We start from the raw sequence: 25,678 nt of genomic DNA, 5'->3' as shown, positions 1-25,678 counted from the left end.
ATTTCCTGTATGATTGCCATGAGATTCCTCCTTCAACCGCAAAGGCGGTGTGTGCTTTACTCACCTTAGCAGTTTAGGGAGGAATCTCTTTTTCTCCTACCGACCTACAAATACGTTACTCGAACAGTGAAAAGTCCATACGGATGCAATCTGGATTGGGAACGGCAACAGCATACAGTGGCACAGGAGGGTTCGTTCCTCTCTGAGAGGTGAAATAGACAAACTTGAAGCAAGGCCAGGGAAAATCGCAAAAAACGCTTTCCATTTGCTCAAAGAGAGAATAGTTGATATCGGTTCATCAAGCCATTTATATTACGGGTGGTGATCATTTTTCATCACAAAATAAAACATAAATTCGGTCAACTGAAGAGCTCGGAAAAGATCGAAAATCTTATTTTTTCTATTGATTTGGCATCGTTTTAGCCGTATATGTTAGGTGAAAAACAATCCATTATTTTGATTGTTAAAAAGCATGTTTTGCGGGTAGAAGACTGGAAGAAATGAAGGTGGTTATCAAAATAGTGCCATGAACTCATTGTCGAAACAGCTTACAAGAGGATGTAGCTATGAGAAAGCTAATAATGATCACACTGGTGGCGTTTTTGTTGTTCGTTTCTGTTCAGTCGCCATTTGCCGCAGCATCCGGATTTTCGCTGGCACAAGGAGAGATAAGCGGAAATAATCTTGAAAACGCATCGCTCAGGCAATTCTTCAAGAACATCAAGATTGAAGCGGAATTTTCAGAACAAGAGCGAAAATACATGCTCTCCGGAACAGCGGAGGGCAAATCGGGAGAGTACGAAATGCCGGATGGCGCGTGGGCGCCTTATGTAGGATCGGACACCGGCAAGGGCCAAATCTCGGGCGAATACGACCCGCTTACAGGCGGGTTTTACGGCAATCTGTTCTATGAGGCAGATTTCAACGGTGTTAAGAAGGATGCGAGCCTGAAATGCACGGTCTCCTATGTACAAGCTGAATTTACAGGGATTGCAAACCCAGGGGATAGCAGCGTTTCATTGACATTTGCAGGCAAGGATTTGACACAGGACAAAGAGCTTTCTTTTACGGTCATGTTGACGGTACAGGGTGCCTTGCCGTTCAGCCAGGCGCCGACTGAGGAGCCGGAGGAAACCGAGGAGCCGGAGGAAACCGGGGAGCCGGAGGAAACGCCGTCGTCCAGAGATTCCAATCTGCGTCTCAAAGCCAATAACGAAGGGACCGAGATGCTCTATATCCGGCGTGCCGGTTCCAATAAAACGGAAATGGCGGATACCCATACGGTCATTTGCGTTGGCGACACCATCATCGCCCCAAAAAACAAGGGTGCAATTATCGGGCTGGAAGATTATGAGCACAGCATACTGATGCTCCGCCCGGGCACCGAAGTCACAATCAAGCAAAAGTACAAATTAAACGTCCGGTCAGTTGGCGGGATGTTATTAAGACTGGGTGATGCGTTAAGCGAGTGGTATTCACAGGAGGATTACAACGAAAACTTTGGGATCGAAACCAGCCGTGCCAATACTTCGATCAAAGGCACGGTTGTTGTGGTCAAGGACGATGGTGAAGAAAGCAGCCTGAAAGTGCTGGAAGGGACAGCTGAATTCAGGGATCTTGCGACAGGACATACCGTACGGGTTGAAGCAGGCGAAATGGTCACGGCTACGAAGGACGGCTTGGGCGAGATCGAGAAATTCAACGTGAAGGACGAATTTGCGCAATGGGAGGAAGAGTTTGGGCAACTGGAAATTAGTGGCGAAACGACGGCCTTCCCGTTCTGGGCGATCCTCGCGATCGGCGGTGGCGTACTTGCCATCGTGCTGATCGCCGTGATCGCCGTCGCAGCAAGCCGGAAAAAACGCAAGACCGCAGCGGCACATCCGGCCTATGCCCCGGGCGCATACCCTCCGCCTGCACAAAGTCCGAAACCGGCGGCCCAAAATGCCTTCTGCCCACAGTGCGGTGCGCCGCTGTCTTCGGGCGCATCATTCTGCGCAAATTGCGGCAACAAAACAGGCATATAAGGGGGGCAGGATGGCCCTAAGAAGCCTTCTGGTGTTGCCCAAAAAGGCACCGCACGGAGGCTGCCTGTCGGTGTTTCTTGTCCGATGTGAGCCCTAAATGACTGGTTTTATGCCTGTTTGGCCTTCAAAAACATGAAAAAAGCTCTTTTGCCTTGGCAGACAGAAGAGCTTTTCTTTGTGGTTGCGGAGGCAGGATTCGAACCTGCGACCTCCGGGTTATGAGCCCGACAAGCTACCAGCTGCTCCACTCCGCGGTGTGGGTGTTCCACTGGTGCTCGTGGCCGGATTCGAACCGGCATGGATTGGAATCCCGCGGATTTTAAGTCCGCTGCGTCTGCCGATTCCGCCACACGAGCAGCACTTGAAACGCTAAGACACTCTACCACGCGAAAAGATAACTGTCAAGGCAAAAAGGGGTCGGCTAGCCGCTTGAGAGGGTGTCTTGAATGCCCTGGAAAGTTTGGTATTCATACCTCAATGGCCTGCAGGCACAGGAAAAAGGATCAGTTCCGGCCCAGGGCATCGACCGCATCCCGGAGTTTGCCAGCCATGGCCCTGTACTTGCCCCGGCTGGTTTCGCCCGCTCCAAAAACCATGGCCTGACCAATCCGAACGGTATGTTTTTTCCTGTCCACATAGAGGGGATAGAACGGCAGTTCCTGTCCCGTCTCCTTGCGATAAAGGCGGCTCAGGAGGGTGAAGCCAGGAAAAAAGTCATGGACCCGGTCCGAAAAAGGTGTGAACTTGTCCTCGGGGAAAATAAGCAGGGAGTCTCCTTTTTTCAGGGTATCCAGGCTGAGTGCAAAGGTTCGATGAATGGCCGGGCTGCCCCGGTAGACGGGAATGGCCCGGACCTTTCGCATGACCCAGACCGCCGGCCTGGCCAGCAGGGCTGCCAGCCAGCGGCTGAAAGGCGGCTTCAGCTTCAGCGAGTGGCGGGTAAAGTTTTCTTCCAGGTAGTCGCGGCAGTCCGCAATCCGGGTCACATGGGCGTGGGCCCAGGGGCGGAAGGGAATCGGGAAATGGAGGGTCAGAAGAATGGGGCTGTGGGCGCCCAGGTGATTGCTGACGAAGACGGCTGGCTGATCCCTCTGGATCCTGTCAAGACCGAACATGGCCGGTTTGCGAAAAAAGAGCCGGAGGATCAATCGGAGCAGTGGCATGGCGGGGAAGCTTGGCCGGGCTACACTTCCTGTCTGTTTTGGAAGGCCCTGGCCAGGGTGACCTCATCGGCATATTCCAAAGCCGCACCCATGGGGATGCCGTGGGCGATCCTGGTGACCTTGATCCCCGAGGGTTTCAAGAGGCGGGCGATATAAAGGGCGGTCGCCTCACCCTCGATGGTCGGGTTGGTGGCCAGAATGATCTCTTCCACTTCACTGTGGTTTTGCAGCCGCTGAAAAAGTTCCTTCAGCTTGATGTCCTCAGGACCCATGTCATGCATGGGGGAGATGACTCCGTGGAGGACATGATAGAGACCCCGGAAGTCATGAATGCGCTCCATGGCTGCGACATCCCTGGGGTTTTCGACAATACAGATTCGGGTCCGGTCGCGTGATCTGGCCGTGCAGATCTGGCAGGGATCCTCCTCGGTCAGATTGCAGCATTCCGAGCAGAGTCTGACACTCTCGCAGGCCTGTTGGATGGCTTCGGCCAGTGCCAGGGCATCTTCACGCGATTCATCAAGGATATGAAAAGCCAGCCGCTGCGCTGTCTTTTGACCGATGCCGGGAAGCTTGGCCAGGGTATTAATCAGTTGAGCGATGGCGGGCGAGAAGCGGTAGGCCATGGCTAAAATCCCGGCAGGCCCAGGCCGCCGCCTGCGACCTCGGCCATGCGCTCCTGGGTCATCTGATCCAGTTGGCTGGCTGCATCATTGAAGGCTGCCGTAAGCAGGTCCTGCAGCATCTCAAGATCCTGGGGGTCAACCACATCGGGATTGATTTCCAGGGTTTCCACCTGATGTCCCGCTCCCATGACCAGGCGCACCATTCCGCCGCCCGCAGTCGCCTCCGCCTTCATGAGCGCAACCTCCTCCTGAGCCGCGGCCAGATCTTCCTGCATCTTCTGAGCCTGCTTCATCAGCTGACTCATCTGATTGCCGCCCCGCATGCCGCCTTGCGGGTAGCTTCCGCGTCTTCCTTTTGCCATGGGTTAACCTCCTTGGGGATTGTCCGCGCCGCTGAAAGGCTCGGGCAGGCTTTCGCTCAGGGCCTGGTCGCGTGCATCCTTGAGCCAGCGCCATTCCGCTGTCGCGCCAACCGACTGGTCCAGGGATTCGTCGAGTGTGATGCGGACCGGGTAGCGTTTGCCCGTCCGCTGCAGCAAAAGCTCTTCAATCAGCTCGATGCTCTCCCTTTTATTTAAACAGGCATACTGGCCGAATAGATTGTTGTCAAAGCGGATGTCAAAGAAACCTTCCCTGACCATGACCCGGGCCGGCCGGGCGCAAAGTGAAATGTCAAAGCGGCGTTCCCTTAAAAGCAGATCCAGGATGTCCCGCCAGACGGGGAGCAAGAGTTCCTCTCCCTCCTGGGTTTCAATCTTTTCGCTGCCGGGTGCGCCGCAACTGTCCGGAGCTTGAAAGGTTTCCTGGGCAGGTGATTTGGCTTGGGCGGGAACCGCTTGCGGGGCGGGAAGAGAAGTCTCCTTTTTGGGTCTTTCTTTGCTTGCCGGATCTTTTTGGGGTACGGGCACTTCAGCCTGGCGCCCGGTCAGGGAAGCCAGCCGGAGCAGGCCAATTTCCAGGGAGGTCCGGATGTCGGGCGAAAAGCGGAGGGAGGACTGAAGCTCGGCCAATCCCACGATGACATCGGTCAGTCCTGAGGCCGTCGATTGCTGCGCGATCGACTGGAGCTGACTGATGTCCTCGTGACGCATCTGAATCAAAGATTCGGGCTTGTCGGATACACGCGCAACCAGAAGGTTTCGGAAAAAGCCCCCAAGATCCGTCACGAATCGTGTCAGGTCGCGCCCGGACATAACCAGTTCCTGGATATTGGTCAAAAGGGACTCGGGGTTGTTCCGGATCATGGACCGGGCTGTTTCAGAAAGAAACTCATCCGGCACACGGCCGGCAAGAAGGAGCACATCATCCCGCCCGATCTTTTCCGCTTTCAGCTGCCGTGTCTGGTCCAGGAGGCTGATGGCATCCCTGAGCGCCCCGCCCGCGATCTGGGCCATGATCTCCAAAGCGTCATCTTCGATGGCAAGCGGTATGCTTTTGGCGATTTCGGCCAGTCGCTCGATCATTTGATCCTTGGGGATGCGGCGGAATTGAAAATGCTGACATCGCGACATGATAGTGGCCGGAATCCGGTGCGGTTCCGTCGTCGCCATGATAAAGACTGCGTGGGCAGGAGGCTCCTCCAGAGTCTTGAGCAGGGCGTTGAAGGCGCCCTGGGACAGCATGTGGACTTCATCGATGATGTAAACCTTATAGGCGGCCCGGACCGGCGTGAAGACAATCTCGTCCGTCAGCCGGCGGATATGGTCCACACTGTTGTGTGAGGCGGCGTCGATCTCATTGATATCCATGAGGGAGCCGTCATTGGCTGCCAGACATATTTCACACTGGTTGCAGGGATCCCCCCGGTCAGGATTCAGGCAATTGATGGCTTTGGCGAAAATCTTTGCCAATGAGGTCTTGCCGGTTCCTCGGGTGCCGGAAAAAAGCAGGGCATGGGAGAATTTTTGATCAATGATACTTTGACGGAGGGGAAAAACCACTTGCTCCTGGCCGACCATGTCAGAAAAAGTCTGCGGCCGCCACAGCCGGTAGAGAGCAAGATTATCCATTTCCGTCATGATGACACCTCATGCCTTCCAAAATGCCGTACCCGAGCCGCAACCGAACCAGGTTTCCCCGCGGCACATACAGGGGTCCGCTTACCGCTGCTTCCTTCCGGATCTGACGGGGTTCACAGGCCTGCATCGCACGGGCCCCGCATTCAGTTGCGGCTCGGATACGGCCTCTCATCCGGGCCTGACCGGCGATTATGGCCAGGCACCGGCAGGCACCCTTAATTTTAACATAAGGCGGCCGGAAGGCTGTCTCAGGGAGCGGCATCGATTACTTCATCGATCCAGTCGCCGTAGCCCTCTTTTTCCATGTCTTCCAGGGGAATAAAACGCAGGGCTGCACTGTTGATGCAGTAGCGGAGGCCGCCGGAAGAGGGGGGGCCGTCCTCGAAAACGTGGCCCAGGTGTGAGTCGGCGCCCCCGCTTCGAACTTCCACTCTTTTGCGCCAGAGGCTGGTGTCATCCCTGTAGACCAGCGCGCCTCTTGCCACCGGCCGGCTAAAGGCCGGCCAGCCGCAGCCGGCGTCGTATTTATCCCGGGAGCTGAAAAGCGGCTCGCCGCTTACCACATCGACATAAAGGCCCGGCTCAAAAATCTGGTCAAAGGCATTGGCGAAGGGACGCTCCGTGTCGTTTTCCTGTGTCACCTTGTACTGGAGGTCATTCAGCTGTTCCCGCAGTTCATCCCTGGAAGGGCGCACAAAAGAGGCGGACACTGCTTTGCCGGTCAAATGCGATTCAAAAAGGCCGGGGTCAAGGGTGTTACCGGAGTAGACCGGTTCGGCGCCGTCCTGGGGGAGTTCATAGGGTTGCAGTGGTAGTTCAGCCTGGCTGAGGTCTACATGGCAGTAACCTGCCGGGTTGGCGAGAAGATAGTCCTGGTGCCAATCTTCGGCGGGGTAAAAATTGACAAGTTCAAGCACTTCGACAACCAGGGGCCTGGCATAATCTTTGCGCCTGGCGTCCAGGTAATCGCAGATGACCGGGAAGTCGTTTTCATCCACATAGTAAATACCCGGCCTGTACTGGTCGCCGTAATCGTTACCCTGGTGGTCCCGGGTCGTCGGATCAATGATGCGAAAAAAATGGGCCAGGATGGCCTCAAGTGAAATCTCACCGGGATCGTAAACCACACGGACTGTTTCAGCGAAGCCGGTGTTGCCGCGGCAGACTTCCTCATAGGAAGGGTGGGCGCCCGTTCCATTGGCGTAACCTGCCTCTGTTTTCAAAATGCCTGCCGGCAGGAGCTGGTAATAGCGCTCGACCCCCCAAAAGCAACCGCCCGCCAGATAAATTGTTTTCTCTTTCACGTCATTGCCGCTCCCTGTTCTTTGATTGTTTTCATCATAACCAAAAATAGGTTTTCCGCCGTCGCCCCAGATACCGCGCCTCTCTTGTTTCGCCATCTTTTCGAGTTCCTCGAAATAGTCGTTGAATCTTGTGTTGGGCGGATAGCGGTGTTGCCACACCAATCCCTCACGAACCAGGACCTCATTGACCATGGTGTGGGCGTCCAGCCAGACATAAGCCAGGAGCCGGTCATAGGGGTCGGTCGCCTCCATGTCGAATTGAAGGTAAGCCGGCCGGCCATCCAGCCAGGCGGTGACCAGCCGCGAGACCGATTCGCCTTGGTGCGTCCTCATTTTTTCATCGTGATGCGAATAAGATTCCGGCGCGTCAAGCCCGATGAGCCGTAGCCTGACCGGACGGTCATCGCGCATGACGATCAAGGTGTCGCCGTCGACCACCCGGAAGATGACCACCTCCTCGAGCAGGGAAAGATCGACCGCCCCGCCGGGCCGGAGCAGGTCGTAGCTCTCCAGGGGCAGATCGAAGGCGGTCGCGGCTCTGGCCGCTTCCTTTTCCGTCAGGGGATAGTCCGTGGGAATCTGAAGGGGCCGCTCATCCGTCCGTGAGAGGTAAGGCATCGTCAGGTCAGGTGAGTCCTTGGGAGATACGCAGGCGGAAAGAGGCAGGAGGGCTGCCGCGGTCAGGACCAAGGCCAGGAGGAAGGCTAATTTTCGAAAAAATGGATTTCGTATGCTTACGATCACGCAATTGTGACAATTGTTCAAATTCATGCTGTTTCTGCTCAACAAACGGGCGCTATATTTAGTTCGTAGCGAAATGCTACGACAACACCTCTTCATACGTCTCCTCGATAGGGATCCGCTCGGATCCCTATCAACTTTTGGAGAAAACCTTCGATCAAGAGAATCAGCCGCCCAGGGCCGCCAGTTTTTCGTCGCGGATCCGGTAAACCTGTCGGATAACCTTCTCAATGTCAATGGTGGTAAACTCTCCGTCCCTGTACAGAACCCGGCCATCGACCATGGTCAGGGCCACATCGGAAGCGTTGGCATTGGTAAAAAGGCTGGTGCCGTAGTCGTAAACCGGTTGGAACTTCAAGCCCGTCATGTCCACCACTGCCAGGTCCGCCCGGTAGTCTTCCTCCAGCAGGCCCGTGTCTTCGCGTCCCTGGGCCAGTGCCCCATTACGGGTCGCAAAGGTTAGAAGCTCTCCTGTCGAAAAGAGGAGGGGATCCCGGTGCAGGCCCTTGGCCAGGAAAGAAGCCAGCGTCACCTCCTCAATCATATCCAGGTTGTTGTTGCTGCCGGCGCCGTCCGTACCGATGGTGACCCGGATGCCATGATCGCGCCAGTTTTTGACATCGGCAAAGCCGCTCCCGATTTTCAGGTTGGAGGAGGGCTGATGACTGAGGGTCACACCCTTGTTCTTCAAGATGTCATAATCGCTGCCTTCAATATAAACGGCGTGAGCCGCCGTGGTCGGCACATCAAAAAGGCCCAGGTCAGCCAGGTAGCAGGCAGGGGTCTTGCCGTATTTCTCCTTGCATTCCTCATGCTCTTCCAAGGTTTCGGATAAATGGACATGCATTCGCAGCTTGCGGTCCCGGGCGTAATCTGACAGCTGGCGGATCAGCTCCGGCGCACTCGTGTACTGAGCGTGGAGTGAGGCATTGGCAATGACCAGCCCCTTGGAAGTTTGGGCATCCCTGATCATGGTTTCCGTCTCACGGTACCAGGCGGTTTGCTCCAGTACGGTCGAGGCGTCGCCCGTCAGGCCGTTGGACAGGCTGGCCTTGATGCCTGACTCGGTCACAGCCCGGAAAATTCCCTGGATCCGCATGTACATGTCCGTGAAGGAAACGGTGCCGCCTCTCAGCATTTCAGCGATCCCCAAGAGGGCTCCCCAGTACATATCCTCTTCAGTCAGCAAAGCCTCGAAGGGGAAGATACGCTTGTAAAGCCAGTCATAAAGGCTCAGGTCCTCTCCGTAGCCCCGGGTCAGCGTCATGGGGACATGGGAATGGTTATTGAAAAAGCCGGGGATTATGAGTTTGCCGCGGCCGTCATAGACTTCTTTTTCCCGGGCCTGTGCCTCAGCCAGCGTATCGGTACAGGGCTCAATGGCATCGATCCAGGCGCCGGCCACGCGGACATTCATGTGTTCCCGGGTCTTGCCCTCCCTGTCGATCAAAGCGATGTCGTGAAATAGCATGCCTCTATCCTTTCCTTGCGATAATGGCCTCGATGAGTTCCCCCATCCGGTCAGCCGAGGCCCGCGCCACCAGACCGACCTCTTCATCCGAAAGAGGTTGGTCGAGGACGCCGGCAGCCATGTTGGTAATCAGCGAGAAGCCGAGGACTTCCATGCCACAATGGGCAGCCGTCAAGGTTTCAGTCACAGTCGACATGCCGACGGCATCACCTCCCAGGGTGCGGATGGCACGTATCTCGGCCGGTGTCTCAAAATGGGGTCCCGTACAGAAGTGGTAGACTCCCTCGACCAGGGTCAGGGCGGGGTCAAGTGATGCGGCTGTCTGGTGGGCCAGTCTGCGGAGCGCCGGCGTATAAAGCCAGGTGACATCAAAAAAACGGGGCCCGAAGGCTTCGATGTTGGGGCCGGTCATGGGGCTGGCACCGACCAGATTGATATGGTCGGAAATCACCATGATGTCGCCGACCTGAAAGTTGAGGTTGACGCCTCCCGCCGCATTGGTGGTGATCAGGGTCTTAACGCCCAAAAGAGAGAGGACGCGGACGGGTAAAGCCAGCTCCTGGTAGGAATAGCCCTCGTAATAATGAAAACGGCCGGACATAATGACTGTGGGGCGGCTGCCCAGGTATCCGAATACCAGCTCCCCGGCATGGGAGGGGTTGGTTGAAAGCAGGAATCCCGGAATGTCGCTGTAAGGAAAACTCTTCCTTCCCTCCATTCGGTCCGCAATGGCACCAAGCGAGGATCCAAGGATGACAGCGAACTGCGGCCGGACATCGGTCTGTTCTTTAAGCCAATCTGCGGCTTTTTGATATTCTTCAAGGCTCAGTGGCATGGACATGTAACCTCCTTTTTGATCGACGGGTGTTCTGCTCGTTTCGCCGTCCATTATCTCATACCGCGAGGGGTCAGGAGAAGCCGGAAAGACAGGCCGGATTCCCGGCGCAGGCAGCAGCGAATCCGAACTTCAAGGTAAGAAGACTAGGGGTGACCGTCCCCATCGGGGGGACTGTTATCCGGCTGCTCAATAATGATCGGCTCCGTCGGTTCCGGTTCTGTCGGTTCCGGTTCTTCCTCGATGGGTTCACTGTGGAGGGTGCAGGGCAGCTCGGGGAAAGTATGTCTTTTGGTCGAATCAAAATACTCGGTGATGACTTCCGGGCAGTATTCGGTTGGAAGCATGCCCGACTCCGCACAGACTTGTCTTGACACCAGCTTATCTGACATGGAGAACTGTTTCACTTCAAGATTCTCGTGAATCTGGAACATGACGTCGCGCCAGATTTTGATGGGACTGGCCACGTCACTGCTGTTGATTTCCGTACGCCGGCCATTGGCATTGTCGAATCCATACCAGACGGCGGCCGTGTAGTAAGGCGTATAGCCGCAGAACCAGCGGTCAATGCGCTCGTCCGATGTTCCTGTTTTGCCGGCCACCGGCTGGCTTCCAATTCCCACGAAGGGTCTGATCCAGCCGGCATTGCGGGCCGTGTCGACCAGGAGGTTGGTCATCAGGTCGGCTGTCTCCACCGAGAAGACCTGCTCGATACGCGGCTTGTGCTCAAGGAGGACATTGCCGTCGGCATCCAGTACCCGGGTGAAGAGATAGGGTTCGGTAAAAATCCCGTGATTGGCAAGTGCCGTGAACATGCCGGCCATCTCCACGCTGTTCATGCCCCAGGCGAAGGCCCCCAAGGCACCTGCGGGCTGGGGTTCATCCGTCCGGTCAACCCCCATGTGCTTCATGTAGGAGAGTCCGATGGAGGGATTCATGATCTCGGTATAGACTTCAACAGCGATGGTGTTGAGTGATTGGCGAAGTGCCCGGCGGATAGTGACCGGTCCGTTGTAGCCGCCGCCTGAGTTGCGTGGCCATGAGCGGCCGGGATTTCTGGGATCCAGGTGCTTCTCTTCGTCGACCAGGACGGTCGCCGCAGTCACCAGGCCCGTGTCCAGGGCGGGCGCGTAAACAAGAACCGGCTTGATGGATGATCCCGGTTGGCGGTAGGCCTGAGTGGCCCGGTTGAAAATCAGGTTTTTCTTTTTTTCACCAAAGCCCCCGACCATGGCGACAATCTGGCCGAAAGATTCAGGCTGGTTGGAGATGACCGTGATGGCTGCCTGGGGGATCTGGGGGCTTTCAGGGAGGGCATCGTAATTGGTTGAAAACAGCTCTTTTTTCTGGAAACTGACCTCAGCCATCCGCTGAATCTCCGGGTCCAGGGTGGTCTCGATGGTCAGGCCGTGCTGGAAAACGGCAAGGTTGGCCAGCTGACGTGAATAGCCGCGCTGAGACATCAATTGCTCGATCACTTCATTGATCACCGCATCGATAAAATAGGAGTTGACGGTGCCGGAGCCTGTCTGCTGTTCCGTTTTCTTGAAAACAAGCTCGCGGTCGAGTGCCTTCTGGTATTCCTCCTCAGTAATCTTCCCGATTTCCAGCATCTTGCCCAGGGTGATCCGCATCCGCCGCAGGGCATTTCGCTTGCCATACTCAGTCGCAGGATTGTATATGGAGGGGAGGTTGGGAATGCCTGCCAAAAAAGCGCATTCCGCAAGATCAAGCTGGGAGATATCCTTGCCGAAATAGGCTTTGGCCGCCGACTGGACTCCCACGTACTGGCCGCCCATGGGCACCATGTTGACGAAGAGTTCCATGATCCGGTCCTTGGACAGCTTCTTTTCCAGATCAATGGCCCGCTCCCATTCCTGAATTTTTCTTTGAGCGGAGCGGTCATCCGCTCCCGACATCATTTTGACCACCTGCTGCGTGATGGTGGAGGCCCCGTGGGTGTCGGTCCCGAAACTTAAAAACACATTGCCAACCGAGTTGGCGATGCGTTTGGGGTCAATCCCCTTGTGGGTTTCAAAACGTTCGTCCTCGATGGCGATGAAGGCATCATCGATGTAGGTTCGCTTGATGACGGAGATGGGGACGTATTCACGCAGGATATTCTGCGAACCGGTCAGCACAGCCGCCTGCTGGCCGTTCTTGTCGTAGATGAAGGTCGCCTCATAGGTCTCCTTGATGTCCTTGATCTCCAGGGGGCGCGCAGTTGAAATGTAGCCTGAGAGCATGCCCAGCCCGCTGCCTCCGACGAAGGCCATGATGGCCAGAAAAATCACCGTGACAAGAAGGAGGGCTTTTTTGACGCCTGACCAAACGGCTGAGGGTACCGATGCGGCCGTCATGCTTCTTGTGGGGCGGCCGGACACACGTTTTCTGAGGACACGCTTGCTCTTTTTGTATTTTCGGCTTTGACGAATTTCCAAAGGCAGGGTGTGCATCGAAGAGGACGCCGTCCCTGCTTGACGAACCGGCGGACGCGGCTGCCTGCCGTTCCTGGCAGCGATGCCGGGCGCGCGCCGCGTCGCCTCGGCCATGAGGCGTTCATCACGGGGTCCGTCCCGCCTTTGTCCTTGTTTTTGATCCCTGTCCTTCATCTGCTAAAAACCTCTCGAAGTGCCACTATTTTAGCACAGCAGGCCAAGGGAAGGCCGCGTCATGCGCTGAACCACTGCCCTCGGAGCAGTTCCCTGGCTTCCAGCGTCAGGGGGATCAGATCGCTTCGATCCAGCCTGGCGATGTCAAATTTGCGGTTGAGGGCTGCCAGATGTTTCAAGCCGAAAGCAATTTTGTTGAGATAAGAGAAGACGCCGACAGCGCCCAGGGAGAAATGGTTGGCCTGGCGACCGTAAATGGAGCGCAAATCTGCCAGGTCAGCATAGATCTCGTCCACTGTCTGGCCGAAGGAACGGAAAAGTTTTGGAACCCGGCCGGCCCGGATCTCTTCCCCGATTGTTTTCCCCGTCATGGCCGCCGCCATGGCTGCTCGGCACAGTCCCACTGCAGTGACAGCACCGTCGCCCAGGGCCAGGGACTTAAATACCTGATCTTCAGAGCTGAACCCGCCGGTCATGGTGATGGCGGGGAGGGGGAGGTTTTCCTCTTTCATTTTTTTGACGATACCGGACAGGGCTTCCTGCATCAGGATAGCGGGCAGGCCCCATTCATTCATCATTTTGTTGGGGCTGTACCCTGTGCCGCCGCCGGCGCCGTCGAAAGTGATCATGTCGACCCCGGCTTCGCTTCCCAGCCTCAAAACCCTTTCAAGATCCCGCCGGTCATAGCCTGCCATTTTCAGATAGATATTGGTGACTCCCATCTCCCTGAGTTCCCGGATCCGGGGAATCAAATAGTCCTCGTCCCAGAGGGGCAGCCGTGCGTAGGAAAAAAAGGAGGGGCAGCTGCCTTCCTCATCTTTTTGGATGATGCCGGGATCCATGGGATCCGGAAAGACCAGCATGCCGGCCCTTTGTTTCTCCAGCGCCTCCTCCCGGTCCTTCAATTTACGGGCAGGCTGGGTGCCCTTGGCGCTCTGGCCAAACTTAAACTCGATGGCGTCGGCCCGGAACTTTTCAACCGCGTATTCGGGAACCCCCAACAGATCATCTTCCACATTGCACTGGAGGACAATCTGGCCATAGCCCCGGTCATAGCGGCGGAAGGCATCCAGCATGGCCTCCAGGGCGGGGAAATGGGTTACCCGGCCCTTCTCGATTTTGAGATGGGGATCCTTGTCCCTGGCCTCCTCCCCGATGACACAGGAGACACCCGCCATGGCAGCCCCTCCGAAATAGTCCTGCCAGTTGAGCTTGATCAGGGCAGGCAGAATGAGAGGCATGGTCAGCTCAACCGGTTTGAATTTCCCATAAGTCCTTTTCAGGTTGACCCGGTAGATGTTGGCCTCCTCATAGCTTTCACCGGCTCCCAGGGCCCCGAATACCCGGCCATTGATGTTGAAATGCGAAAAATCGATGGGATAGTCCTTTTCCGAGGCGACCTGATTATTGCCGGTGTTGGTCGGGTAAACGGTCTGTTTGCCCAGAACGGCTGCCAGGGCAATTTCACAGGTTCCGGGGCATTCCTGGGTACAAAAGGAGCACATGCCCGACAGCGGGGAAACATGTTTGCTTCTCAGGGTGGTGTCGTTGAAAGCAGATGATAGATGGGGTGAATAGGTCATGGTGAATCCTCCTTCTTAACCCGGCTAACTTAATCAGCATACTCCAGATGGCGGGGCCCGATCAATCAGGGGGAAAGGGAAAACCGCTGTCAGCGCCTCGTCAGGCTCCATAACAGGGCGATCAGATGTCCCCAGACAGAGTCAGGGTTGTAGCACATGGGCTCCGTGTGCGGGAAGTACAGGATCATTCTTATCAGGTAGACCAGGAGGTAAAGACCGATCAGGGAAAAGAAGATGGCTCGGACCGTCCGGGGCGGGAGGGGCAGATGGAAGGATTGTCCTTTCCGGATCGCGAGAAGCTTCATGATCATGAAAGTCAGGATGACAAGCAGGAGGGCCAAGCTGACCAGGATGAGCGGATGCATATGAAAGGCTTCCCGGAAGCGGCCTTGAACAAGCAGGGAAAAGGCCCGGCTGCTCCCGCAGCCTGCGCAGGGGATGCCAAAGACCCGGGCAAAAAGACAGGAGGAACCGAAGAGTTCAAGGGCCAAAAAGAAAAAGAGGCCGAGAAGCAGGGCCGTCATCCAGGGGCTGCGGCGCACGGACTTGTCAGTTTTCTTCTTTTTGTCAGAGTCTTTGCCGCAAGTCATGGCCACTCTCCCCCGGTCCGGCTCTGCCGGGTCTGCATGGCTGCCATATCGGCAAAGATCCCTCCCATTGCCATCAGCTCCTGGTGGCTGCCCGACTCGACAATCTGCCCCTGGCTTAAGACGTAGATCCGGCTGGCATGGCGGATGGTCGAAAGCCTATGGGCGATGATGAGCGTGGTGCGGCCCCGCGAAAGACGTTCGATGCCTTTTTGGATGATGTCCTCCGTTTCGGAGTCGATGTGGGAAGTCGCTTCGTCCAGGATCAGGACTGTGGGATTCTGGGCCAGAGCACGGGCGAAAGAAATCAGCTGACGTTCCCCAGCGGAGAACTCACTGCCGCGCTCCCTGACCTCCGTTTTAATGCCGTCGGCCAAGCGGGCGAGAAAGGCGCCGCCCCCGACTTCGATGAGTGCCGCAGAGGCATCCCCCGCTCCAAGGCCGGGACGGTTCAAGGTAATGTTGGATTCAATGGTGCCTGTAAAGAGGAAAGGTTCCTGGGTGACGATGGCCATATGCTTCCGCACCGATCGTTTGTTCAGGGATTTCAGGTCGAAGCCGTCGACCCTGATGCAGCCCTTTTCCGGCTCATAGAAGGAAAAGAGCAGGTTCATCAGGGTGGACTTGCCTGCGCCGGTCTGGCCAACGAAGGCGGCTGTCACGCCGCGGGGGATAAAGAAACTGACATCTTGAAGAACCGTTTCATCCGGCTTATAGGCGAAAGTGACTTCTTCAAAAGCCACGTCGCCTTCCAAGTGGTCGAGGATTTGACCGCCATCAGCGAGTGCCGGGCGGTTGAGGAGCTCAAAGATATGGTCGGCAGCGCCCCTTGCCCGCTCCAGGTTGCCCAGATGCTGCATGGCCTGGTTCATCTGTGCGAAAAACCGCAGCATGTAGTCGATGAACAGGTAAAGTGAACCGATGGGCACCGGGTTGGAGCCCGTGATATTGCCCAGTCCAAAGTAGAGGAGGGCCAGGGCGAACATCAGGTAATTGAGCGCATCCGTGGCATTCCAGCCGCTGTAAGAGTGCAGCCGGGTCATGCCCAGGCCGTTTTTGAAGACCTGGTCATTGATCCGTCCGTAGCCATCGTACATGTCGCGCTCCCGGTTGAAGGCCTGAATGACTTCAATCCCGTTGATGCACTCGTTCAGGTTGGCATTGAGCCGGCTGATGCCCTTGCGGTATTTTCTGCTGTAGCTCAGCGACTTTTTTTGAAAATCCCTGAAGAGGAAAAAGAGGATGGGAAAAGATACCGAGGCGACCAGGAAGAGCCGCCAATCCAGGCTGAGCAGGCTGACCAGAATGCCCAGGGCGAAGACCCCGGCCATAAGCAGACGGGACAGGACCGTCGTGAAGAAAACGCGGACGGCCTTGGTGTCGTTGGTGATGCGCGAAACAACGGTGCCGGCTGCCAGGGTGTCAAAATAGGCGACCGGCAGCTGCTGGACATGGCTGAAAATTTCCTGCTGCATGATGGCGGAAATGTGGTTGGCTGCTTTGTGGTTAAAGACACTCCCTCCGTAGCGGGTGACCAGCGAAAACAGGAGGGTCAGGCCATAGAACAGGATCATATAAATAAAAACCTGTGGATCCCGCATGCCTTGGCCGATGACAATTTCGTTGTCCAGCACACGCGAAATCAGATAGGGTCCAACCAGATCCAGGCCGACCGTCAGTACAGTCATGATAAAACCGGCTGCCAGGCTGGGGACAGCATATCGGGCATAGCGGGTCAGGCGCCAGAGACTGGATCGGGATTTGCCGGTATTATCTGCGTCCATCACATGGCCTCCTCTCTTGTTGATTTTCGCTCCTCCAGCTGCTGCAATTCGAATTGTTCAGCATACCAGCCGCCCTCTGCCATCAGCGACTCATGCCGGCCCCGGGCGGCGATGGCGCCGTCTTCCAGAACCAGGATCAGGTCAGCGTCCCGGACGGCAGACAGGCGGTGGGATGCCACCAGGGTCGTTTTGTCCGCCCGCTCTCTGGTCAGGGCCTGGAGCACATTTTTCTCCGTGATTGCGTCCACAGCCGAGAGACAGTCATCCAGGATCAGGACTTCAGGATCGCCCAGGAGAGCCCGGGCGATGGAAAGACGTTGTTTTTGCCCGCCTGAGAGGGCAATCCCCTGCTCACCTGTCAGGGTGTCAAGGCCCTCGGGCAGGGCCTCCAGGTCTTTGGCGAAGTCGGCGATTCGCAGGACCTCTTCAAAGGCTTGATCCGATACAGAGGACGGTTTCGGCGTTGCCGCTTCCCGCTCCTCAATTTCCCTGACGATACCGCGATAGGGTTTTTTCCAAAAAGCGATTTCCCGGTCGCGGTCCTCTTGGCCGGGCGGCCAGCCGTCCGTAGCTGAGCGGGCGCCCATCAGGATATTTTCGCGGACCGAAAGAGAGAAAAGGTTGCTCTCCTGCGGCACATAGCCGATGTGCCGTCTCAGGCTCCGCCTGTCAAAGAGGCGGATGGGCAGGCCGTTAATCCGCAAGCGTTCAGCTGGCGGGGGAAGCGAGGGGTCGATGTTCACGGAAGGCAGGTCAGCTTCCTGGGGGTAGAAACGCAGGATTTGCTTCAAAAGAGCTGTTTTTCCCGATCCGACCCGGCCGACAACGCCCACGGTCATACCCCGGCGGATGGTGAAGGACAGGTCTTTCAGGATGGGTTTGGTCTGGCCGGGCCAGCAAAAAGAAAAGCGGTCGAAGGTGATGTCGCCGATCGATTCACAAGGGATGGCATCGGGGGGGTCCGCTATTTCCTCCCGCCAGTCCCAGATCTCCTGAACCCGGTCCATGGAGGCCGTTGCCTGCTGGGAGATATTGATGAACTCCCCCATGGCGATCATGGGCCAGGCCAGCATGCCCAGGTAGAAGACATGGGACATGAGCTGGCCAATGGTGATGGTTCCCGTGCCGATCAGCCTGGCTCCCACCAGGAGCGCAATCATAAAGGAACTGCCCTGGATCAGCCGTGATGCCGGCATGAAGAGGGCGTCCAGCCTGGCCACTCTCATGTTCTGCCTGAAGAGATGACCCGTCCGCTCCGCGAAAAGCGCCTTCTCCTGATCTTCCATGACAAAAGCCCGGATGACCCGGATTCCCTGAATGTTTTCAAGGACATGGTCGTTGATGTCGTCAAAAGCCTGCTGGGCCAGGTCATATTCCGAATAAATCCGGTTGCCCACCTTGCTGGAGAAGAAGATGAGAAGCGGATAGGGCAGGAAGGTCAGCAGGGTCAGCTGCCAGGAGCCGTTGATGGCCATGATAGCAAGAATCACCAGCTGGTAAAGGGTTGAATCGAAAAGCATCATCATGCCGAATCCTGCCATCTCGGCGATGGAAGAGACGTCGTTGGTCGATTTTCCCATCAGGCTCCCTGTTGACTGGGCTAGAAAAAAAGGGGCGTTCTGGTTGAGCAGTTTTGAAAAAGTCCTTTGGCGCGCCATCAATTCTGTCACGTCGTAGGCCTTGATCAGGTAGTAGGACCAGAAATAGCCGGAAATGTAGGCAAGCAAAGTCACCGTCAGCATGAGGGCGACTTGGGCCAGGAGCCCTCCCAGGGTCAGGCTGGAACTAAAGATCTGGTCGGCGGCCCGGCCCGCGAACCAGGGGGGCAGTACGGAAACCAGGTAATTGATGGAGACGCAAGCGAAGGCGATCAGGTATTCGCGCCGGTATTTTTCAAGCAGCCATCGGTATTGTCTTTTTAGTTTTTTCAGCACGGCGAATCAAGTCCCCTCCACAATCAGCGCTCCCAATTATAGCAGTTTTGCAAGGAAGGGTTGACGGCCTAACGCACCAGTTTGAGCATCTGGACCATGCTGGTCACAGAGGAGAGGATGCCGGCGAAGATGATGATGGCCAGGTAGGACAGCTGCCAGCTTCTGTTTTCGTCGAGCCGGGTCAGGGAAGCGACTTGTCTGGCATGAACCATGACAGCGAAAACGAGTCCCATCAGAACCAGGACCAGGCCGTAGACGGATGCCCTGGTAAAAAGGGAGGGCAGGGCCAGGAGCAAAAACAAGGTCAGGTATTTCCATGAGACTCTTCCAGCCGCAAGCGTGTGAAGGAAGGGCAGACCGCCCTGCCTGTAAAGGAAGCGGGCGAGGAGCCAAAGGGTCAGGGTAAAAAGAATGAGAATCAGGGCCATGAATACCGATCCTGAGATCCAGGAAAGCAGGGCCTCCCCCAGGCTCAGCTTTGGACCTTCACCACTTAAAAGCGCCGTCAGGCTGCGGTTGAGAATCATGTAATGGAAACCCGACAGGGCGATGGTTGCGGTCAGCCAGATGGAGTGGGAACGGGTCCAATAGGGTGTCAGTTCGCGGGCCATGGTATCGGCCGGGGCCGCAAAAAAACTGAGAAAGGATTGCAGGCGGCGGATCCGGTCGGCAGGGTTGGAGCCATAAGTGGCCGATGGGCCGCCGGTCCGGCTCCTGGATTTCCTTTTCAGCGGTTCCGTCTCCTGCCGGTGCTGCCAGCTGCCGGAACGGAAGGTTTGCGACCGGTCTTCCCCGGTTCCTTCTCTCGCAGCAGAAGGAGGTGCCTGTTCCCTGTTTGGGGAAGAAGTATCCGGGTTCTTGTCTGACACACGCGGCCGCGTGCGGCAGTCACATTTTTCATTGTCTTCCAGTTGGCGGCCGCAGTAGAAACAGTATTTTGCCATGGGCAGTCCCCGAACCCTCTCCTACAGACCTTTCCGGCTCAAGGCCGGATCCTGCCCCAACTCTAGCGCGAAGATGTTAAAATAATGTGGCATAAATGAAAAGGGGGCGCCATATTGGCAAGAGATGAGGAAAAGGAAAGAAATAGCCGCCGGATGATTCAATCGCCCCGGCCTATGACCTATGGTTTTTTCCTGCTCCTGGTCCGTTTCCTGTTCAAGCTGCTTTACAGGGTTCGCTACGATCGGGACCCCCGGCTTGCCGCTTCCGGCGGCCCCTATTTTATTGTAGGCAATCACGTTGCCTATTTTGATCCAGCCGTCTGCGCCGCGGCCCTTCCTGACCAGCGCATCCGTTTTGTTGCCGGCCAGGAGATCGCCAACTGGAAGGTTCTCGGCCCGCTGTTCAGGAAACTAGGCATTATTGAGATCAAGCCTTTCCGTGTCAACTTCTCAACAACCAAGGAGATCATCCTCTCAATCGCCAATCATTGTTCCGTGGCCCTCTACCCCGAAACTCAGCGGTCGGTCGCGGGCAACATGACCCCTTTCGGACTGGCGACGGCCAAGCTGATCAAGCATCTGAAGGCGCCGGTTGCCGCTGTAATTTGCCGGGGCGGCTACCTGGGCTGGCCGCGATGGGCCAAATGGCCGCGTCCCGGGAAAATGGAGGTCAAGACCCGGTTGTTGTTGACGGCTGAGGAAGCAGTATCGCTTCCGGTGGATGAGATCCAGGGCAGGCTGGTCAGTGTCCTCAACGTGGACGACTACAGCTGGCAATTGGAGCGCAAGCGCCCTGCCAGGTTTTGTTCCCGCCGGCGGGCCGAAAAGCTGTCCTACGCTTGTCACTGGTGCCCGTCATGCGATCGGCCCCTGGTCATGCGGAGCGAAAAAAGAAAGCTTTTCTGTTCAGTCTGTGAGCTGAGCCTGCGTGTTGATGCAGCCGGTTTTTTCAGCGCTTCGCCGGGATCTCCGGCTCCTTTTGATCATCCCCTCGAGTTCGCTGTCTGGCAGCGAAAGCGGATGGAAGAAAAACTGGGTGAAAATGACTGCTTTGAAAGCCGTTGCCGGCTGACCTTTCTTGAAAATATCGGTCAGGCAGACGATCCGCAGGAACATGAGCGTTTCGGGAATCTGGTCCTGTCCTCAAAGGGCCTTTCCTTTTTTGATGACCGGGGCGGCCCGCCGTTTTCTTTTGAGATCGAAACGACCCCTTCCCTCTACTGCGATCCGGGGCATTTTGTCAACCTGCCGGACGGGGAGATCATCTGGCGCGCCTACCCGCAGGAAGAGGGATTCGTTGCCCTGCTCACGGATTACAGCCGCTATGTCTGGTCAAGGGATAACCGGTTTGACCGCTTTCTTTCCTGATCCTGACCGGGCCGCAGGCCTCTTTATTTCTTTTGTTTTGAAGCTTTATATGCTACCCTTGTCTTGTTTACGGGCCGGCCGGCGCCCCTTTTTGTGTCGCTCCCGGCCGGGCAGCGGAAGAGAAGAACAGGGCCCCCCTTGAGGAGGAGAATCGTGGCGGATCGCGACTTTTTGGAGGAAATCAAGGAAACCGAAGCCAGGGCTGTTTTGCTGGTCGAAAAGGCACGTGAGGAAGCGCAATTGAAACGCCAGGCCGCCCGCCAGCAGGCAAGTGACCGGGTTGCTGGGGCCTACCAGCTGGCGGCAAGCCGCCGGCAGGAAAAGATGGAAGAAGCGCAAGCCCGCTACCGGGACCTGGTTGAGGGTAAGTCCGCTGCTCAAATTTCAGGATCTCCTGAGTTTCCCCAAAGTCTTCTGGACCAGGCAGCAGCTGCCCTTGCAGAAAGGATTATTGACCTCCTTGAGCATCGTTAAAATGAGTAAAATGACGATCTTGGGAGTGCGGGCGGATCGTGACCAAATCATCGACGCACTGATGCGCTCGGGGGTGGCGGAGATCGACGAGAGCGGGAAGCATGACGTCCGGCCCTCGCAAGGAGGGGCCTATGCTGACAATCTCGATATGCGGGCCCGGCTTTCCCGCACCATTGCGGGTTTGCAGGCGCGGTTTCCAGCTGCGAAAAAGCTGTCGCTAAACAAATTGACAGTCACCGAGGATGAGTTCGCCTTCACCGAAGAGGAGGAGTCGGAACTCCGTCAGCTTGTGTCGGATTATGAGTCACTTACTGCTGAGGAAGAATCCATGCGTCACCGGATCAGCCTGCTCGAAAAACAGATCGACCAGCTCATGCCCTGGCGCAGCGTCCCTCTCGACCTGACTGAAAAGGCAACCTCCAGGACAGCGATCATTTACGGAAGCTTCGTGGATGCTGCTTCCTTTGACGCCTTTCGATCCGATGTGCTGCGGGATTTCCCGCTGACGGCGGTCTACTCCCTGGAAGAGGCAGGTGTTTTCCCGGCCAAGACCGCCATCGTTACCATGAATGAACAGCTCCCGCGTGTGCGGGCCCGGCTTGCTTCCTGCGCTTTCCACGATATCCCCTCGCTGCCCTTTACTGGGACGGCCCGGGCGACCCTTGATGCGCTTGAGCGCCAGATCGAAGAAGCGGAAGCTGCCTGTGAAAGCCTGGATGGGGAGCTGGAGGCGATCGCCGGGCGATGCGGCCGCCTGATGACCCTGCATGACTATCTGCTGGTCCGCTACGACCGGGCCGGAGCCGGGGAAAAAACCCAGGCTACCTCTTATACCTTCTTTCTTCATGTCTGGGTTCCTTCGGACCAGGCGGAAAAAATCGGCAGCGATCTGGCCGGGCAATTTGACCTGGCCTGGACCAGCAGGCCGCCGGAAGAAGGCGAGGAAACCCCCGTCAAGCTGAAAAACAATCCCCTGGTGCGGGCTTTCGAGGTGGTTCTCGAGATGTATGGAGCGCCAAGCAGCCATGAAACGGATCCCATGCCGGTCATGGCGCCCTTTTACATGATTCTCTTCGGCATGATGCTGAGTGATGTGGGTTATGGGGCCATGTTGATGGCCGGTACCGCCTACATGCTCTTTAAGAAGAAGGTTGAAGGCGGCATGCGGCAGATGAGCATGATGCTCTTCATCTCCGGTATCTCTTCTGTGCTCTGGGGTTTTGTCTTTGGCGGGTTTTTCGGCGACATGGTCACTGCCCTGAGCGGTGGTAAAGCGTCGTTTCCCATGCTCTGGTTCAACCCCATGGATTCCCCGGTTCAGCTCCTGATTTTCAGCATGATTTTCGGGGTCATCCACCTCTTTTTCGGCTTGGGGATTCACATCCGCAACGAAAAAATCAAGGGCAACCTGATCGGGGGTCTGGCCGATTCCGTGACCTGGTACCTGATCATCCCCGGCCTGGGATTGATGCTGGGGGCGGGCAGCCTGTCAGGACAGCCCGGGACGGTCGAAACCCTGAAGAGCGTGGGTCAATGGATGGCTCTGGCGGGCGCCGCTTTCGGCCTGCTCTTTGCCGGACACGGCATCAAAAATCCCTTCAAGCGGCTGATCAAAGGACTGGGCGCCCTTTACGGCATCACCTCCTATCTGAGTGACATTCTCTCCTATGCCCGGATCCTGGCCCTGGTTCTGGCTACCAGTGTCATCGCAACGGTCATCAACATGCTGGGTATGCTGGCGGGACCTTCCCTTTTCGGTTACATCCTGTTTGCACTGGTTGGTGTCTTCGGCCATACGCTGAATCTGGCTCTTTCCGCCCTTTCCGCTTTTGTCCATTCCTGCCGTCTGCAGTACGTTGAGATGTTCGGCAAATTTTTTGTCGGCGGCGGTTCTTTCTGGAATCCCCTGCGGCGTTCGACGACTTATGTCAGGATCGAGCCGGCAAAGCCGGAAACCTGTAAAGTGAACATAGAGGCCAAGCGCGCCTCTTGAAACAGCCTGCCTTACGGCACACAGGCATAACAACCGGTAACGGTTGACATTCGGAGGAAAATTATGACATCCATCATTGGTCCGCTCCTGGTCTACCTGGCAGCCGCCCTGGCGGTCATACTGCCCGGCTATGGATCCGCAAAAGTTGTCGGAAGGCTCGGCCAGGTCGCGTCCGGCATCATGTCCGAAGATCCGTCCATGTTCGGGAAACTGCTGATTTTGCAGGCTTTACCCGGTACCCAAGGCATCTACGGCCTGCTGGGTTGGTTTATGATCATGAACCATTCCGGCATGCTGGGCGGCAGCACTTCGCTGACACCTCAGCAAGGCCTGCTTTTCCTTCTGGCTTCACTGCCTGTTGCCTTGATCGGCCTCCTGTCCGCCTTTCACCAGGGCAATGTGGCTGAAGGCGGAATGGCCCTGGTCACCAAGCATGGCGAAACCACGGGCAACGCCATCGTGCTGGCGGTCATGGTTGAAACCTACGCCATTCTCTCCCTTCTTGCGACCATCCTTGGAGTCATGAGCATTGCCGTCTAGGGCTGTTGGGGAGGAACCGGAAAGAGGGAGCCTTTAAGTGGAAGGAATCGATCGGATCAAAAGTCATATCCTGGACCAGGCAGAAGCTGAAGCGGAGGCTATCGCTGCCGAGACGGAGGTTTTCGTCGACAGGGAGCATGCAAACGCCCAAAGAAGCTGTGAGAAGATCCTTGCCGAGGCGGAAGAACAGGCGGATCAGGAGGCGGAACTGCTGATAAAAAGAGGTCAGAGCCTGGCAGATGCCCTGAGGCGCAGGCAGGAGCTGGAGCGCAAGCAGGAGCTGGCCGACCGGGTCATCCAGCGGGCCCTGGAGCTGCTCCGTGAAAAACCCGCCCCAGAACGGGTCGGGCTTTATGCCGGCCTGATCAGGGCAGGAGGACTCAAAGAAGGGGTCATTACCTTGTCGGCTGCTGACCGCGCAGAAATCGGGCAAGCACTCCTGAAGGCTTTGCCGGAGGGCCGTTTCACCCTTGACGAAGAAGACGGCGCTTTCTCAGGAGGGGTCGTGGTCACCCAGGGCCGGATCCGGGATAACCTGACCTATGACACGGTGGTGCGTGACTTCAGGCCTGAACTGGCGCGGGCAGCCCTGGAATTCCCCGGCATGGACGGGGGAGATGGAGCGGATGGCTAGGCGATTGAAGGAAGCCGCAATTCCACTGCCCCCTGTGCGCAAGGACAAGGCGGGTTCCTGGCCGCACGCCTCAGGCAGGGTATGGTGCCTCGAACAGGACCTTTTTGGCCGTTCAGGTCTGGACCGGCTTTTTGCGGCGGATTCAGAAGAAGAGGTCCGCCGTCTCCTTCTTGAGCACCGTTACCCGCAAAAAGAGACCATCGAGGGGATGGTCCTGGAAGAAAACTTAAGGCTTTACGCCTTTCTGATGGAGGTGACGCCGGACGATGGCTATTGCCAGGTGCTGCTTCTGCCCCGTGACGCGACCAACTTGAAGATTTCGCTCAAAGCCGCTTTTGCCGGTCAAGCCCCCGGCGAGGAGGCCTTCAAGGCCCGGCTCCTCCAGCCGTCCTTGATCCCGGCCGATGTCCTGTGGCGGGGAGTTATCCGGGCCGAAAAGGAAACCGCCCTGCCTCCGTGGGCCGGGGCGATCCTTGCCAGGGCCAGGGAAGCCTATCTGGCAGGCTATGATCCCGCTGCCATCGACCGTTCAATCGACCGCGACATTCATGCCCTGATCCGGCAAATCACCTTGGCCTTTGAAGATCCCTGGATGGCGGGCTATTTCGACCGGGTCAGGGACCTGGCCAACCTTGAAACCCTGCTGCGGGTCAGGATGAGGAGGGTGGGTCTGTCTGTCTACAAAGACAGCCTGCTGCCCGGTGGAACGGTTCCCCTGGAAGCCTGGTTTTCCTATTTTGACGCCGACGACCAGGCGGTCATCGATGATCTTTGTGATACACCCTGCCAACCGTTGTCCAGTCACTTTGTCACCTACAGGGAAAGAGGCGGCGCCTCTCGTTTTTCCCTGGCGCGCGACAAGCTTTTATACAGCTATCTGGAAGGAGGATTCCGGATGCTCTCCGGGCCGCCCCGGGTCATGGCCTACATCATGGCCCGGGAATGTGAATTTAAGAACATCCGGATTGTTATGCAGGCCGTAACGGGCGGGCCCAGCCGTGGAGCCATCGGTTCGCTCCGCCGCGATTTCTAGGAGACAG

The 25,678-nt window shown here is 56.8% G+C and carries 20 protein-coding genes, 2 tRNA genes and 1 other RNA gene; 7 read left to right on the top strand and 16 right to left on the bottom strand.

The genetic code is table 11. The annotated features are described in order from the left end of the window. Positions 1-581: 581 nt before the first annotated feature. Positions 582-2,027, top strand: coding sequence for a zinc-ribbon domain-containing protein (locus GX839_07360; GenBank protein NLB05269.1), 1,446 nt, complete (start codon positions 582-584; stop codon positions 2,025-2,027). 178 nt (positions 2,028-2,205) lie between these two features. Here the strand turns inward: GX839_07360 and GX839_07355 are convergent. The 16 genes from GX839_07355 to GX839_07280 form a co-directional block, all read right to left on the bottom strand. Further along, a tRNA-Met gene (locus tag GX839_07355) sits at positions 2,206-2,281 on the bottom strand. 15 nt (positions 2,282-2,296) lie between these two features. Beyond that, positions 2,297-2,383: transfer RNA gene (locus tag GX839_07350), tRNA-Leu, on the bottom strand. A gap of 147 nt (positions 2,384-2,530) precedes the next feature. Beyond that, positions 2,531-3,190 carry a hypothetical protein gene (locus GX839_07345; protein NLB05268.1) on the bottom strand — a complete coding sequence of 220 codons (660 nt, stop codon included), beginning with the start codon at positions 3,188-3,190 and terminating at the stop codon, positions 2,531-2,533. Positions 3,191-3,210: 20 nt separating this feature from the next. Next, complete coding sequence (gene recR, locus GX839_07340; GenBank protein NLB05267.1) at positions 3,211-3,816, bottom strand: recombination protein RecR; 606 nt, start codon at positions 3,814-3,816, stop codon at positions 3,211-3,213. A gap of 2 nt (positions 3,817-3,818) precedes the next feature. Then, positions 3,819-4,139: a YbaB/EbfC family nucleoid-associated protein gene (locus GX839_07335; protein NLB05266.1), complete on the bottom strand. Its 321-nt coding sequence runs from the start codon at positions 4,137-4,139 to the stop codon at positions 3,819-3,821. A gap of 42 nt (positions 4,140-4,181) precedes the next feature. After that, entirely contained in the window at positions 4,182-5,834 is a 1,653-nt protein-coding gene (gene dnaX / locus GX839_07330) for a DNA polymerase III subunit gamma/tau (protein NLB05265.1), read from the bottom strand. Positions 5,835-5,847: 13 nt separating this feature from the next. Further along, positions 5,848-6,078: signal recognition particle sRNA large type (gene ffs / locus GX839_07325), an RNA gene on the bottom strand. Positions 6,079-6,082: 4 nt separating this feature from the next. Beyond that, positions 6,083-7,909, bottom strand: a complete 1,827-nt coding sequence (msrB, locus tag GX839_07320; protein ID NLB05264.1) for a peptide-methionine (R)-S-oxide reductase MsrB — start codon at positions 7,907-7,909, stop codon at positions 6,083-6,085. A 136-nt stretch (positions 7,910-8,045) separates the two neighbouring features. Continuing rightward, on the bottom strand, positions 8,046-9,350 hold the full coding sequence (locus GX839_07315) for an amidohydrolase (GenBank protein NLB05263.1): 1,305 nt from the start codon (positions 9,348-9,350) through the stop codon (positions 8,046-8,048). Between the two features lie 4 nt (positions 9,351-9,354). Beyond that, on the bottom strand, positions 9,355-10,191 hold the full coding sequence (locus GX839_07310; protein ID NLB05262.1) for a purine-nucleoside phosphorylase: 837 nt from the start codon (positions 10,189-10,191) through the stop codon (positions 9,355-9,357). 140 nt (positions 10,192-10,331) lie between these two features. Continuing rightward, on the bottom strand, positions 10,332-12,797 hold the full coding sequence (locus tag GX839_07305) for a penicillin-binding protein (protein ID NLB05261.1): 2,466 nt from the start codon (positions 12,795-12,797) through the stop codon (positions 10,332-10,334). Positions 12,798-12,856: 59 nt separating this feature from the next. Next, positions 12,857-14,380 (bottom strand): FMN-binding glutamate synthase family protein, encoded by a 1,524-nt coding sequence (locus tag GX839_07300; GenBank protein ID NLB05260.1) that lies wholly within the window; start codon positions 14,378-14,380, stop codon positions 12,857-12,859. 89 nt (positions 14,381-14,469) lie between these two features. Continuing rightward, complete coding sequence (locus tag GX839_07295; GenBank protein ID NLB05259.1) at positions 14,470-14,970, bottom strand: DUF2752 domain-containing protein; 501 nt, start codon at positions 14,968-14,970, stop codon at positions 14,470-14,472. After that, a complete protein-coding gene (locus GX839_07290) occupies positions 14,967-16,751 on the bottom strand; it encodes an ABC transporter ATP-binding protein (GenBank protein ID NLB05258.1) in 1,785 nt (594 codons plus the stop codon). Before GX839_07290 ends, GX839_07295 begins: the two co-directional genes overlap by 4 nt. Beyond that, the gene (locus GX839_07285; GenBank protein NLB05257.1) at positions 16,751-18,685 is read right to left on the bottom strand and encodes an ABC transporter ATP-binding protein; all 1,935 of its coding nucleotides are present in this window, start codon (positions 18,683-18,685) and stop codon (positions 16,751-16,753) included. Before GX839_07285 ends, GX839_07290 begins: the two co-directional genes overlap by 1 nt. Before the next feature lie 68 nt (positions 18,686-18,753). After that, a complete protein-coding gene (locus GX839_07280; protein ID NLB05256.1) occupies positions 18,754-19,629 on the bottom strand; it encodes a hypothetical protein in 876 nt (291 codons plus the stop codon). Between the two features lie 153 nt (positions 19,630-19,782). Between GX839_07280 and GX839_07275 the strand changes: the two genes are divergently transcribed. From GX839_07275 to GX839_07250, 6 genes are all read left to right on the top strand, one after another. Next, positions 19,783-20,997, top strand: coding sequence for a 1-acyl-sn-glycerol-3-phosphate acyltransferase (locus GX839_07275; protein NLB05255.1), 1,215 nt, complete (start codon positions 19,783-19,785; stop codon positions 20,995-20,997). A gap of 153 nt (positions 20,998-21,150) precedes the next feature. Then, positions 21,151-21,471, top strand: coding sequence for a hypothetical protein (locus GX839_07270; protein ID NLB05254.1), 321 nt, complete (start codon positions 21,151-21,153; stop codon positions 21,469-21,471). 1 nt (position 21,472) lies between these two features. Further along, positions 21,473-23,464 (top strand): V-type ATP synthase subunit I, encoded by a 1,992-nt coding sequence (locus tag GX839_07265; protein ID NLB05253.1) that lies wholly within the window; start codon positions 21,473-21,475, stop codon positions 23,462-23,464. Positions 23,465-23,527: 63 nt separating this feature from the next. Continuing rightward, on the top strand, positions 23,528-24,004 hold the full coding sequence (locus GX839_07260) for a V-type ATP synthase subunit K (protein ID NLB05252.1): 477 nt from the start codon (positions 23,528-23,530) through the stop codon (positions 24,002-24,004). Positions 24,005-24,041: 37 nt separating this feature from the next. Next, the gene (locus GX839_07255; protein NLB05251.1) at positions 24,042-24,638 is read left to right on the top strand and encodes a hypothetical protein; all 597 of its coding nucleotides are present in this window, start codon (positions 24,042-24,044) and stop codon (positions 24,636-24,638) included. After that, entirely contained in the window at positions 24,631-25,671 is a 1,041-nt protein-coding gene (locus GX839_07250; protein NLB05250.1) for a V-type ATPase subunit, read from the top strand. The genes GX839_07255 and GX839_07250 overlap by 8 nt, the downstream gene beginning before the upstream one ends. Positions 25,672-25,678: the final 7 nt, after the last annotated feature.

The organism is Fastidiosipila sp., from assembly GCA_012511175.1.
Classification (GTDB): Bacteria; Bacillota; Clostridia; order Saccharofermentanales; family DTU023; genus UBA4923.
This window is presented reverse-complemented; position numbering and strand designations above follow the sequence as displayed.

Bases quoted from the DNA above. Each gene is read 5' to 3' on its own strand.
- GX839_07360 (NLB05269.1), top strand. From the start codon at position 582: ATGATCACACTGGTGGCGTTTTTGTTGTTCGTTTCTGTTCAGTCGCCA.
- GX839_07345 (NLB05268.1), bottom strand. From the start codon at position 3,190: ATGCCACTGCTCCGATTGATCCTCCGGCTCTTTTTTCGCAAACCGGCC.
- recR (NLB05267.1), bottom strand. From the start codon at position 3,816: ATGGCCTACCGCTTCTCGCCCGCCATCGCTCAACTGATTAATACCCTG.
- GX839_07335 (NLB05266.1), bottom strand. From the start codon at position 4,139: ATGCGGGGCGGCAATCAGATGAGTCAGCTGATGAAGCAGGCTCAGAAG.
- dnaX (NLB05265.1), bottom strand. From the start codon at position 5,834: ATGACGGAAATGGATAATCTTGCTCTCTACCGGCTGTGGCGGCCGCAG.
- msrB (NLB05264.1), bottom strand. From the start codon at position 7,909: ATGAATTTGAACAATTGTCACAATTGCGTGATCGTAAGCATACGAAAT.
- GX839_07315 (NLB05263.1), bottom strand. From the start codon at position 9,350: ATGCTATTTCACGACATCGCTTTGATCGACAGGGAGGGCAAGACCCGG.
- GX839_07310 (NLB05262.1), bottom strand. From the start codon at position 10,191: ATGTCCATGCCACTGAGCCTTGAAGAATATCAAAAAGCCGCAGATTGG.
- GX839_07305 (NLB05261.1), bottom strand. From the start codon at position 12,797: ATGAAGGACAGGGATCAAAAACAAGGACAAAGGCGGGACGGACCCCGT.
- GX839_07300 (NLB05260.1), bottom strand. From the start codon at position 14,380: ATGACCTATTCACCCCATCTATCATCTGCTTTCAACGACACCACCCTG.
- GX839_07295 (NLB05259.1), bottom strand. From the start codon at position 14,970: ATGACTTGCGGCAAAGACTCTGACAAAAAGAAGAAAACTGACAAGTCC.
- GX839_07290 (NLB05258.1), bottom strand. From the start codon at position 16,751: ATGGACGCAGATAATACCGGCAAATCCCGATCCAGTCTCTGGCGCCTG.
- GX839_07280 (NLB05256.1), bottom strand. From the start codon at position 19,629: ATGGCAAAATACTGTTTCTACTGCGGCCGCCAACTGGAAGACAATGAA.
- GX839_07275 (NLB05255.1), top strand. From the start codon at position 19,783: ATGATTCAATCGCCCCGGCCTATGACCTATGGTTTTTTCCTGCTCCTG.
- GX839_07265 (NLB05253.1), top strand. From the start codon at position 21,473: ATGAGTAAAATGACGATCTTGGGAGTGCGGGCGGATCGTGACCAAATC.
- GX839_07260 (NLB05252.1), top strand. From the start codon at position 23,528: ATGACATCCATCATTGGTCCGCTCCTGGTCTACCTGGCAGCCGCCCTG.
- GX839_07250 (NLB05250.1), top strand. From the start codon at position 24,631: ATGGCTAGGCGATTGAAGGAAGCCGCAATTCCACTGCCCCCTGTGCGC.